General features: G+C 38.9%; 9 protein-coding genes. All 9 read left to right on the top strand.

Annotation, left to right across the window (positions count from 1 at the left end):
• Positions 1-42: 42 nt before the first annotated feature.
• Entirely contained in the window at positions 43-1014 is a 972-nt protein-coding gene (locus tag ACLTU0_RS07190) for a stalk domain-containing protein (protein WP_412321824.1), read from the top strand.
• Positions 1015-1017: 3 nt separating this feature from the next.
• Positions 1018-3066 carry an InlB B-repeat-containing protein gene (locus ACLTU0_RS07185; protein WP_412321823.1) on the top strand — a complete coding sequence of 683 codons (2049 nt, stop codon included), beginning with the start codon at positions 1018-1020 and terminating at the stop codon, positions 3064-3066.
• Positions 3067-3285: 219 nt separating this feature from the next.
• On the top strand, positions 3286-3936 hold the full coding sequence (gene pgmB / locus ACLTU0_RS07180; protein ID WP_412275885.1) for a beta-phosphoglucomutase: 651 nt from the start codon (positions 3286-3288) through the stop codon (positions 3934-3936).
• Positions 3937-3938: 2 nt separating this feature from the next.
• Positions 3939-6062, top strand: coding sequence for a glycosyl hydrolase family 65 protein (locus tag ACLTU0_RS07175; protein WP_412321822.1), 2124 nt, complete (start codon positions 3939-3941; stop codon positions 6060-6062).
• A gap of 46 nt (positions 6063-6108) precedes the next feature.
• Positions 6109-6495, top strand: coding sequence for a glycoside hydrolase family 3 N-terminal domain-containing protein (locus ACLTU0_RS07170; RefSeq protein ID WP_412321821.1), 387 nt, complete (start codon positions 6109-6111; stop codon positions 6493-6495).
• Positions 6496-6712: 217 nt separating this feature from the next.
• A complete protein-coding gene (locus tag ACLTU0_RS07165) occupies positions 6713-9250 on the top strand; it encodes a glycoside hydrolase family 31 protein (RefSeq protein ID WP_147515188.1) in 2538 nt (845 codons plus the stop codon).
• Positions 9251-9459: 209 nt separating this feature from the next.
• Entirely contained in the window at positions 9460-11604 is a 2145-nt protein-coding gene (locus tag ACLTU0_RS07160; protein WP_412321820.1) for an alpha-galactosidase, read from the top strand.
• A 268-nt stretch (positions 11605-11872) separates the two neighbouring features.
• Complete coding sequence (locus tag ACLTU0_RS07155) at positions 11873-12814, top strand: ROK family protein (RefSeq protein WP_412321819.1); 942 nt, start codon at positions 11873-11875, stop codon at positions 12812-12814.
• 557 nt (positions 12815-13371) lie between these two features.
• Complete coding sequence (locus ACLTU0_RS07150) at positions 13372-13770, top strand: RNA polymerase sigma factor (RefSeq protein WP_412321818.1); 399 nt, start codon at positions 13372-13374, stop codon at positions 13768-13770.
• The last annotated feature ends 85 nt before the right edge of the window (positions 13771-13855 follow it).

The following is a 13855-nucleotide window of genomic DNA, read 5'->3' as shown; positions in this document are numbered from 1 at the left end:
GTATTATACAATTAGTTGTATATAAAACAAAGGAGGTTTAAAATGATAAAGATAAAAAAAATTATGTGTTTTGCTCTGATAATGTTATGTTTGCCTATTACAATATATGCAAAAGAACAGCCGTGTGTATTCTTTGCGCCGCAGAGCATGAATGAGGATAATGAAATCATTGTCCCAATTTATACGAAAAATCTGCCTGCGGACAATGACGGACTGTGCGGAACTGAGTTTCAGTTTGCGTATGATACGGAGCAATTCACGCTAAAAGTCAATGAAAGCGGCAGACCGATTTTAGGTACAAACGAAACAATGCTCGTTCAGAATACGGATATAGTTGAAACGACAGTTAATAATGATGTTGTGTCGGTAAGTTACGTTGATTTCAGCGGCGAAAATAACGTGGTACTGCGTGACGGACCATTGTTTTACTTTACGCTGATACCGAAAAATCCTAACGCACTGTGGAACAGTGACGACTATTATCCCTTGCGTTTTCTTGCAGGAAGCGTAAACTTAATTACGCTTGATAAGGAAAATTTCAGTCTGTCAGGCATGAGCACAGAGGGAGTTGACACATACGTCGGCGGATATAACACATTCCCGACGTTTGAGATGCCTGAAATGGAAGATAAGATAGAATTTAAGGACGGCGTTTCAGCAGTGTATATAAACGGCGAGGAAAAAGCAACCGATGCGCCGCCGTATATAAAGAACGAATTTATGATACCGCTCCGTCCGCTTGCGGAAACAATTGGAATGGATATATTGTGGGAAAGCGATAACAAATGCGTTTCGCTGTTTTATCCGTACATAAGCGCATACTTCGATATGAAAGCTGGCGATATTTACATAAACGCAAAGCAGCGGACAGATTTAAATAAAGCGGAAATCGTGAACGACAGAACGTTTATGCCGCTTTCAGCAGTGCAGGCGATATTCGGAAATTCAATAAATATAGAAAATAACGGCGATAGCGTATCTTTGGAGTTTAATAATAACCAAGAGGAGGAATAAAAAATGAAAAAAATATTATCGGGAATTTTGGCATTGACGCTTGCAGGAGCATTAACAATGCCTGCGTTTGCGGCAGAGGGAGCAGCGATTACTGCCATGAATGTAACGACAAAAGTTGGAACCGATCCGGAAGCTACAGTAGCGCCTGAATCATTAAAGGAGAATGCCGCTGACAAGGAGAATATGCTTCGCATTTCACCGGCTACGCTACTAAAGATAACGCTTAAGCTGGAGGATGACAGCACAGCGAATAGGAGTATGACCTTTATTGCAAATCAGAAACTCGCAGAGGGCGAAAGCATGAGCGGAGATAAAATACAGTTTATCGACGAAAAGGTAACAGCCGATGACGGCACGGTAACTATTCAGTTCAGACCGCGTTTAAACCAGTCTGTAGGTATTTACAATATGCGCGCAAACACAAAGGGTGCAACAATGTTCAGTAAATTCTACAAGACCGTTACTGACCAAATACAGCCGACATTGACAAATGCAAGCGATACCCCGAAGAAACAGGATATAGTGGTTAACATAAACGGTTATACGCAAGCTTGGAAAAAGGAAAATACGCTGTATAGGGTCGTAAACAACGAATTGAAGCCAATTCCGGAAGATTATACTATTATTGAACCGACAGAGAGTACGCCTAATATTGCGACATTAAAAATTAAGACAACATCTGAATGGGCAACGCAGGCTACGCATACATTCCGTTTTGTTTCAACAAATGTTGCATATAACCCGATTACATTTACGGCGAAGATAACCGAGCCTGAAAAGGTGACAAGCAATATTACATCAGAGTTTGTGTCGGAGGGAACAATTCCCGAAGGTTTGGGCGGTACAATCACAGTGCCTGATACTGCAACAGAGGGAAATCCAGTTGAGTTTACGGTAACGCCTCCGAAGGGCTATAACTTAACGGGCGTTACATATACGCCGGAGGGCGGAGAAAGCCAGACTATTACCGAAGCAGAGGACAAGTACAGCTTTACAATGCCCGCTAAGGCAGTTAAGATAACTGCAAACATTACGCCGATAACCTATACGCTGAAATTAGATTTGCAAGGCGGCGAAGGCTTTACGGAAGACGAAAAAACTATCACAGGTACTGTTAAAGATTTGATTGAATTCCCGACCAAACAGCCAACGAATGCAGGCTTTACTTTTGCAAATTGGCACACACAGCCAAATGGCGAAGGCAGTGTTGTAAAAGATACCTATTTCAATACGGTAGAAAGGCTGCTTGATACTTTTAAAGACAAGACAGAAATGACAATATATGCGCGCTGGATAGAAAATGGTAAATTTACGGTTGTATATATGCCTAACGGTACAAATGTTACAAATAAACCGGAAGACAATACCTCGTATGATCAGGTAACAACAGATCAGATAGCAATTCCGGCGCAAGAGCCTGAGCGTGCAGGATATAACTTTATGGGTTGGAAGGTTAACGGAGATGACACGCTGTACAAATATGGAACGGAGCATGATGCATATAAAAACATTTCAGCAATTCAAGGTTCTGTGACATTTTATGCGCAGTGGGAGCCTGTAAGATATACAATTACTCTGCAAGACGGTGATGAGAGCAGCGAGATAAGCGGCACGATTGAAGATTTACCACCTGCATTACCAACGCCTACAAAAGATGGTTATGATTTCAAAGGCTGGTTTACGGCAGAAACAGGCGGCGAAAAGATAGACGCGATAACAGCAGATAATATATCAGGGCTGACAACTCTTTATGCACGCTGGGAGGAAATCCAGACTGATGATTATGAGCTTGTAAGCGCAGACCAGACAAACAACAAGGTTAAGGTCATAAAGAGGACAGATGAAAGTGCATACATTATTGTAGCTACTTATACGAAAAACGGAAATCTTGTGAAGGCAACAATTAAGGATATATCAGATGTGAATACAACTGCGTCAGGCGAAGAAATTGAAGTTGCAGGAGCATTTGACGGCGAATATGCAAAAGTAAAGGTGTTTATGTGGAACAGCCTTGATAAGATGCAGCCAAGATGCCCGGCATTTCCGCAGTAATTATAAATGAAACAATGGGTAGAGTTCCTGTGACTGATTGGTATTATAGCAGTATTCTAAGAATGGCTTCATTCCAGAACAGAACCGTCTTGGGAGGAGTATTTGTAAATATGATTTGATTTGGTGTATCGGGCGGAATGATATTCCGCCCGATACCTTAAATAACTTCAGAAAAAATTATTTTTTGTGAAATTATATGTATTAACAAGGAGAATAAGTATGATAAAAGCAGTAATATTTGACCTTGACGGAGTTTTGGTGACGACGGACGAGCTGCATTTTTCGGCATGGAAACAGTTAGCGGACGAGCTTAATATAACCGGCTTTACAAGGGCAGACAATGCGCGTCAGCGTGGAGTGAGCCGCATGGCGTCGTTGGAAGTTGTGCTTGAAAAAACAGACAAAAAGTTCAGCGACGAAGAAAAGACAGCACTTGCGGAAAAGAAAAACGATATGTATGTAAAATCGCTTGAAAGCCTTGATAAATCAGCAGTGCTTGACGGAGTATTTGACTTTATTACATATCTTAGAAACAATGGAATTAGAACCGCTGTCGGTTCTGCAAGTAAGAACACTCCGGTTATATTAGGAAAAACGAATTTGGCGGATAAATTCGATGCAGTAAGCTGTGGACTTGATACTCAAAAATCAAAACCTGACCCCGAAGTATTTCTTATAGCGGCTAAAAAATTAGGTATAGCGCCGTCAGAATGTGTTGTAATAGAGGATTCCGACGCCGGAATTGAAGCAGCAAAGGCAGGAGGGATGTATGCCATTGCGATGGGTGTAGCAGAAAATAACAGTAAAGCTGACATTTCGGTATCATCTATCGGTAGCTTGTATAAAATTATTACAATGTTCGGGAGGTAATTATGATGGAATTTATATTAACTGAAAGTGAATTTAATGAGGACAATACCGCGTGGAACGGGAACCGTTTTCTTATGGGAAACGGCTATTTCGGTATACGCGGAACGCTTGAGGAGTACACGAAAAAGCAGATGTGCGCCGTGAATATGGCAGGCATTTACGATAAGATGGGCAATTCATGGCGTGAGTCAGTAAACGCGCCTAATCCGCTGTATACATATATTAAAGTAAACGGAAAAATATACGCTTTGCCTGATGAGAAGCCTAAATTTCATCAGCAGGAGCTTGATTTTAGATATGGTATCCACAGCCGCGTGACGCATTGGCAGACCGAACACGGAAATATTACAGTGGTCTGCGAGAGATTTGCAAGCATCGCACGTCAGCATAATATAGCAATGAAATATACGTTTTCAGTCGATTTTGACTGCGAAGCGGAAATCATAACAGGCATAGACGGCGATGTATGGGACATAAACGGTCCGCACTTTGTAAAAATGAAGATAGGCAGTAAAGACGGAGCCGATTATGTTACAGGCATGACAGGCGAAAAGAATATATCTGTAACTGTAAAGGAATACATAAGGACAGATTTTCAAGCGGAGCAGACTAACCAAAATACTGATAAATCAATATTCAGACATATTAAATTCAGTGCAAAAGCCGAGAAGGAATACATCATTGAAAAAATAGCTGAGATAACAACCTCGGTTGATGATTTTGGAACAAGCGGAAGCATTGACGAATTAAACTATTCGGATTTAGTGGCTGAACATAAAGTAGAATGGGATAAGATATGGGATATATCTGAAATTCATATTGACGGAGATGATGAAGCGGAATACTCGTTAAATTATTCTATATATCATCTGAACTGTATTGCACCGAGAAATATGAAAGGAAAATCAATCCCCGCAAGAGGCTTGTCAGGACAGGTATATAAGGGGGCAGTTTTTTGGGATACCGAGATGTTTATGATAGATTATTATATACATACAGCTCCCGAAGTCGCAAAAACGCTTTTACAATACAGAATTGATACGTTAAGCGGAGCAAAGATTAAAGCAAAGGAATATGGTCTTGACGGCGCATATTACGCATGGGAAAGTCAGGAGGGCGGATATGAAGGCTGTTCTGATTACAATGTAACCGACGTATTTACAAACCGTCCTATGAGGACATATTTCAGGGATAAGCAGTACCATGTTTCGGCGGCTATTGTCTATGGGCTTATGAAATATATAAATGCGTCAGGCGATTATGATATTCTAAATAATGGCGCAATGGAAATGGTTATAGAATGTGCTAAATTCTACCGTTCGCTGTTAATCAGAAAAGCAGACAGCAGCCTCTATGAAATACATGATGTTGTCGGTCCTGACGAGTATCATGAGAGAGTGAACAATAACGCTTATACGAACCGCATGGCGAAGTTTGTATTTGATACGGTGTTGGAATTGTCAGATAAATATCCGTTAGACAACAAGTTAAAAGAAATGTTACAGGATTCCTCTAAAAATATTCTGATAAAGAAACCGAATGAAAATGGTGTAATAGAGCAATTTGACGGATATTTCAAATTGGAGGATGTAAGTGTTGAAACAGTGCGTTCAAGGCTGATAAATCCCAAGGAATATTGGGGCGGAGCATACGGAGTCGCATCAAATACGCAGGTGATAAAGCAGGCGGACATTGTGGCAATGCTTAGTATGTTCAAAAACGACTACACAAAAGATATAATGGAAACCAATTTGAAATATTACGAACCCCGAACGGAACACGGTTCGTCCTTGTCGGCGTGTATGTACTCGCTGCTTGCATGTTATACGAATAATCCCGAAATTGCGTATCCGATGTTTATGAAGTCGGCAAAAACTGATTTAACAAAAGGCGGCAAGGAATGGTTAGGCTTAATATACATAGGCGGAACACACCCTGCAAGCGCAGGAGGCGCATGGATAGCAGCAGTTAAAGGTTTCGCAGGAATAAACGAGGAACACGGACAGCTTGTATGCAGACCGAATTTGCCTGAAAAGTGGAACGGTATGAATTTTAAGCTGATATATAAAGGCAAATGGTACTCTGTTGAAATCAAAGACGATAAGGGAACAATTTCAATGATTTAATAAATCTCAAAATATATCGTTCATCTCAGAATATACTGACTTTTTCTTGTTATCCCTCTATGAAAATGGCAGAAATTTTGAATATCTTTTGGAGGATCCGTATCTGACAGATAAAATTGCCGCGGCGCTTGTAAGGGGAATGAATATTCACGGCAACAGCTTGACAGTGAAGCACTTTGCGGCAAATTCGCAGGAATACAGCAGACGTGATGTAAATGCGGTTGTTTCAGAAAGAGCGTTAAGGGAAATATATTTAAAGTCGTTTGAAATGTGTGTAAAAGAGGGAAATGCAAAAACGATAATGACCTCGTATAACCCAATAAATGAACATTGGACAGCAGTAAACTATGAACTTAATACTGTAATTCTCCGCGAGGAGTGGGGATATACGGGAATGGTTATGACAGATTGGTGGCATAAGCTTAGTAAATAGGACGGCGAAAAGCAAAATCAGTACGCTTACACGCGACAGTTACAAAGGAACGCAAAAAATATATTAAATTATATTATGGGAACACACGCATTTGAGAGGTTTATCGAAAACGTCGGCAAGCTTGAATTGTCATTAAAGGATAAACTAAACGAGAAATGACGAAAGCATATCACAGCTTGTAATAGCGGCGAAAATCAATGACAAAATCAATACAAGCGTGACAGTAAGCGGCACAAACGAAAAAAAGGACAGAGCATACATTGATTTTACGATAAATGGTGAAACAAGCAATCTTACGCTGTCGTTCACGAAGCTTGTAAGCGTTCAAAAAATAATGGTTATGTTATACAATAAAGGAGAAATCGAAATGCAGCGAATAAATGAGAAATATCAATATAAAACTACGCCCATAAGCAATAGCGAAGCAATTATAAGCGGAGAAAATTACAGATTTACTGTGCTTACAGACCGTCTTATGAGATTGGAATACAGCCATGACGAAAAATTTGAGGACAGGGCAACACAGACAGTTGTAAATCGTAAATTTGAAGTGCCGGAGTTTTCAGTAACAGAAAGAAATGGGAGTATAAAAATATGTACCGAGAGTATGGAGCTTACATATCATGGCGGCGAATTTTCAAAAAACAGTCTTTCAGCGAAATTTGCAGGTGCTAACGGCGGTTCACAGTATGTCTGGTATTATTGTGATAATCAATGTAATTTAAAGGGTACGGCGCGTACTTTGGACGGCGCAGACGGAGAATGCGAGCTTGAGGACGGCATAATGTCAAGAGATGCAATGACGGTACTTGACGACAGCAAATCGCTTATTCTTGCAGAGGATGGTTGGGTTGACACGCGTGACGGTGATAATATTGATATATATCTTTTTGCATATCGCGAGGATTATATCGGCGCGTTAAAGGCATTTTATACGCTTACGGGCAGAACCCCAATGATACCGCGTTTTGCTCTCGGAAATTGGTGGAGCAGATATTATAAATATACTCAGGAGGAATATAAGCAGTTAATGCTTGAATTTGACAGGTATGGAATACCATTTTCGGTGGCTGTTATTGATATGGATTGGCATTATACCGATATAGCGCCAAAATACGGCTCGGGTTGGACGGGCTTTTCGTGGAACAAAGAACTGTTCCCAAACCATAAGGAATTGCTGGATTTTCTACATGACAGGAATATGGAGGTGACTCTCAATTTGCATCCTGCCGAGGGTATCGCCGCGCACGAAGATAGATACACGAAGCTTGCTGAAGCTATGGGTGTGGATAATGGAGAAACAGTAGCCTTTGACATTGCTGACCCTAAATTTATGCAAAATTATTTCAAATTACTCTTAAATCCTATGGAGAAGGAAGGAGTTTCATTTTGGTGGATGGATTGGCAACAGGGAAATACAACAAAAGTTCCTGCTTTAGACCCGTTATGGATGCTTAATCATTTCCACTACATAGATATGTGCAGTCAAAATAAACGTGCCATGATTTTTTCAAGATATGCGGGAGCGGGAAGTCATCGTTATCCGATTGGTTTTTCGGGCGATACTATTATAACATGGGAATCGCTTGATTTTCAGCCGTATTTTACGGCAAACGCCTCAAATATCGGTTATGGTTGGTGGAGTCATGATATAGGCGGTCATATGTTTGGATATCGTGATGATGAGCTTGTTACGCGTTGGGTGCAGCTTGGAGTATTTTCACCTATAATGCGGCTTCATAGTGTATGTAATGATTTTGCGTCAAAGGAACCATGGAATTATAATAAGATATCTGAAACAGTTATGATTGATTTTCTTCGGTTAAGATATAAGTTAATACCATACCTGTACACAATGAATTACAGAGCACACAAGGACAGTATTCCGCTTGTGACGCCGCTTTATTATACAGATCATTCAGATGAAGCATATACATATAATCGAAATGAATATTGCTTTGGAAGCGAGATGATAGTGTCGCCTGTGACAGCAAAGGCTGATGGTGTTACACAAATGGGGTGTGCCGATACATATATTCCAGATGGAATATGGTTCGATTTCTTTAATGGTAGAAGATATAACGGCGGACAATGCTATAATATTTATCGAGATATATACACAATGCCTGTGCTGGTAAAGGCGGGTGGTATAATCCCTATGTCAGAGAATGTTGGTGATATAGGAAATCCTAAAAATATGACGATACAGGTGTTTCCGTGTGCGGATAACAGCTTTTTGCTCTATGAGGATGACGGAGTTACAATGAATTATGAAAATGGTGAATGTGTAAAGACAATCTTTGAGTTGCAATGGAGCGAAAAGCCAAAGTTTATTATTCATAAGCCTAATGGCAATGAAAATATTGCGGTTAAAAACAGAAAATATACAATTGTGTTCAGGAAAATATCATCGAGTGATGGTATATCGGTAATTGAAAAGAATAATCAAATTCCGTTTGAAGCATATACAAAAGACGGAAACACTTATGTTTGTGTTGATAATATAAATGATGAAACGGTAATTCGCTTTGATGGTGGAGTAACGGTTATTGATAATGATTATAAAAAAGATATATTTGATATATTACTCAGAGCTCAGTATGATACCGATAAAAAAGAAAAAATATATAATCTGCTGAAAAAATCACAAACTGCTTTGGAATTTATAAATGGTATAAATTCAATGAATATAGACTGCAATTTGTATAATGCGCTTGTTGAAGCTGTGAGCGCAGATGGTGGATTTGTAAAATAGTATTAACAATGATATATCGCTGACCTCAGAATATACGGCGACACATGTGAATACCGATAATAAGACTTCTCTCTCTTTTTCTTATTACTTAAATACTTAAAATATCCGTGTATTCTATAATGAATGATATATTAACATTAAAGAGAAGTAATAAGCGGCGGATAGCGGAATTTAAAAAAATCATTAGTGAAGAAAGGAACTGAAATAGTATGATAATCAAAAATAACAATACATTTCATCTTCAGGGCAGAAATATAAGCTACATAATGGCTGTGGATTCCTTTGGAAATTTAATTCACATTCATTATGGGAGAAAGCTTCATGACAAAGACTACGACAAAACAAATACTAAATATGTTAATTGGGCGGCATATGATGAAAACAACATTACACTTGAAAATACACAGCAGGAATATCCGTCATACGGGCATACGGATTTAAGAAATCCTGCTTATACGGTGAAAAATGTTGACGGTAACAGTATTTCACAGCTTAAATATCAAGATTATACAATAAAAGAAAATTATATTCCTGAAATTGAGGGAATGCCCTCGCTGTTTATCGGAAATAAATCGGCGCAGACTCTTGAAATAACGCTTGAAGATAAGATTTCGGGCGTCGAAGTGGTTTTATCGTATTCTGTTTTTGATGATTACGATGTCATTTTAAGAAATACACGAATTCACAATATATCAGACAGTACAATAGAAATTGACAGCGCATACAGCGCCAATCTCGATATTGCTAAGGGAAATTATGATTTGATATATTTTTCAGGCGGATGGGGAAGAGAACGCGAGTTTTGCCGCAGTGAAATACAGCAGGGAGCAAAAATTGACATTTCAAATGCAAGAGGCGGCAGCGGACACACTCTAAATCCGTTTATTATGGTATCCGAACATAATGCTGACGAGGATAAAGGCAATGTGTATGGATTTTCACTTATATACAGCGGAAATCATTCGTCAATGATAGAATGTGACCAATACGGCAATATACGCGTGCAGCAGGGTATAAATCCGTTTATGTTTAAATGGACACTTGAAAAAGGCGAGAGTTTTGTAACTCCTCAGTGTGTTATGTGCTACAGTGAAAACGGCATAGGAGGTCTTTCACGAGAACTTAATGATGTATACCGAACCAACCTTTGCAGAAGCAAATGGGCAGATAAGGACAGACCGATTCTTATAAATAATTGGGAAGCTACATATTTTGATTTTGATGAGGATAAACTGCTGTCTATTGCAAAAAGGGCAAAGGAAGCCGGCGTTGAATTGTTTGTTCTTGATGATGGTTGGTTTGGAACAAGAAATGATGATTTCAGCGGTTTGGGGGATTGGACGGTAAATTATGATAAGCTTCCGTCAGGAATTGACGGTCTTGCGAAGAAGATAAATGATATAGGACTAAAATTCGGACTGTGGTTTGAACCTGAAATGGTAAATCCTGATTCTGATTTATATCGTGCGCATCCCGATTGGGCGATTTCGGTTCCGAATAGAATATCGTCATTAAGCCGCAATCAGCTTATACTTGATTTAAGCCGTGATGATGTATGTGATTATATAATAACGGCGGTAAGCGATGTATTAAAAAGCGCAAATATTGAATATGTGAAATGGGATATGAACCGCCCTATGACAGATATGCCGTATGAGGGATATAATCATAAATATACGCTCGGCTTTTATAAAATTATGGACGCTATAACAGGAGCATTTCCGAATATTTTATTTGAGGGCTGCAGCGGAGGCGGAGGTAGATTTGATGCAGGGGTTCTTGCATATATGCCGCAGATATGGACAAGCGACAATTCAGATGCGGCTGCGCGTCTTAAAATTCAATATGCCACATCAATGGGTTATCCTGTATCTGCAATATCAGCGCATGTTACAGCTGTACCAAATCATCAGAATGGCAGAATTACATCACTTAAAATGAGAGCGGATACCGCATATGCAGGTGTATTTGGTTATGAGCTTGACATAACTAAAATGAGTGATACTGAATTGGCTGAAATAAAAAAGCAGGTGGAAACAGATAAAAAACTAAGAACGCTTATGCGTACAGGTGATTTTTATAGAATATTAAGTCCGTATGAAACGAATTATTGTTCATGGGAAATGGTTTCAAAGGATAAAAAAGAGGTATTCTTCTATTCCGCAAAAATTTTTTCTGTTGCAAATAGTCACGATATACGGATAAAACTCAAAGGTCTTGATGCAGAAGCGAAGTATATGGATACCGTAACAGGTGAGGTTTACGGGGGAGACGAGCTGATGTATTACGGTGTTGAACCCAAATATGATATGCATGATTTTGCTTCTTACACAATGATGTTAAATAGAGTGTAAAAATACTAAATATATTGTTGATCTCAGGATATACGGTAACTTTTGTGAATACCAAATAATAAGACTTCTCTCTCTTTCTTATTACTACTTAAAATATCCGTGTATTCTGTGATGAGCAATATATCATATATTATTGATATCAGAATATACGGACTTTTCTTGTTACCCCATATGTAAAAACAAACACACCCTCCCTAAAAAGATGTGTTAAATGCCGTGTATTCTGTGATGAGCGATATATTAAAATTATAACAGGAGTGAAAATAAAATGTATATAGGAATAGATTTAGGCGGAACAAACATTGCTGCAGGTGTGGTAGATGAAGCGGGAAAGATTATATATAAAGCATCTGTTCCGACGTTGGCGCAAAGACCAATTGATGAAATAGTTGAAGATATGGCAAATTTGTGTATTGATGTAGTAAATGGTGCTGACCGTCAAATATCAGAAATTAAGTCTGTCGGAATCGCTTGTCCGGGAACGGTTGATAATAAAAACGGAATAGTTGCGTATGCTTGTAATCTCCGTATGCAAAATACGGAGTTGGGCGCAATGCTTGAAAAGAAGCTCGGAAAGCCTGTAAATTTAGAGAATGACGCAAATGCGGCGGCTTTAGGTGAATATGCGGTAAACGGCGACAATGCCGACAGCTTTGTTTTGATTACACTTGGAACAGGTGTGGGCGGCGGAGTTATTATAGACGGCAAGCCATATCGTGGATTTAACTGTGCAGGCGGCGAGCTTGGACATATAGTTATAAATGCCGATGGAGATGAGATTTGCTCCTGCGGGAATAAAGGCTGCTGGGAAGCATATGCGTCTGTTACGGCACTTATACGGCAGACGAACAGAGCAATGCAGTCTGACAGCAGTTCTATGATGCACAAATGGATACAAGAGAACGGCGAGGTTTCAGGAAGAATAGCATTCGATTGTGCAAAAATGGGCGATAAGACTGCAAAGACAGTAGTAGAGCAGTATATCCGATATGTAAGTTACGGACTAATCTCCATATTAAACATATTTCAACCGAGTAAAATCCTGATTGGCGGCGGAATATCCAAAGAAGGCGATTATTTGCTCAATCCACTCAGAAAATATGTTTACGCAGGGGATTATAACAAATATCGAGAGAAAACAAAAATAGAAGCTGCGACGTTGTTTAATGACGCAGGAATTATAGGCGCAGCATTGAGCGCAAAACAATAGTATTTTTTGACCTGAGAAATCATTGAGAGATACAGATGTAAAATCCATAGAATGCTATGGTATTTAGAAGCAATGGATGAGAAAATATACTTTTCTAAACGATTTGGACTGTGTGCTTTAAAAGTACGAGCCGGATACAATTTAATAAATATCAGAGATGAGCTGAGTGTGCTAAAAAAGAGTTTTAACATATTCAGCTCATTTACCCTTTAGTGCGAAAAATGCCAACTTAACAGAAAATCAAGCTAAAAGTGATATATTATGCGACTTATTGACACATAATATGTCACTTTTTTATTTTTATACATCAGAGGAACAAAGCAAACAAAATTTTTTTAATCCCGACTGCAAATTTTCTTGTAATGCGGAGGAAAGCCGATATTACTGTGAAATCATATCAAAAACTTGGGGAATTGCCGATAAAGGGCATAATCCTTTTGTTTTTTGTGATTTAGTAAGTTTTTGGACAGAACATTGGCATCTGATATATATCAGATATCCGTAATGATGCAATTCAATTTGAAAATCTAAACAAAATTGAATTGGAGGGCATCATTATGTCAAAGAAATATTATTGGAAAATGAACGGATATCTTTATGAAGTAAGCAAGGAACAATATTATGAATACAGAAGGGAACAGAACAGGCATGATTATTTGAAAAAGCAGAAGCAGGAAGCTGTTATATTATCTCTTGACGCATTGGGAGCAGACGGAATGTCAGGAGAAAGCTTTATTGCTGATACTCAAATAAATGTCGAAGAAGAAACGGTACATAACATCATGCTTGAAAAATTACGAGGCGCACTCGATAAATTTTCCGCAGAAGAATTATTGCTCATAGATTTATTGTATTCACAGACCAAATCAGAGCGTGAAACCGCATCAATACTCGGCATTTCACAAAATGCAGTGAATAAGAAAAAACATAAGTTTGAAGTGAACCCCAAAATTTAGACAAAATTAAATATTAACTTGCTTGTGAATGGAGAGTGTGTGATTATTTCTGTAAAATTAATTTCTCTATGATAAAATACTTAGT

Origin of the sequence: Hominilimicola sp., assembly GCF_046972485.1 — a bacterium.
Lineage (GTDB): Bacteria > Bacillota > Clostridia > UBA1381 > UBA1381 > Hominilimicola > Hominilimicola fabiformis.
This window is presented reverse-complemented; position numbering and strand designations above follow the sequence as displayed.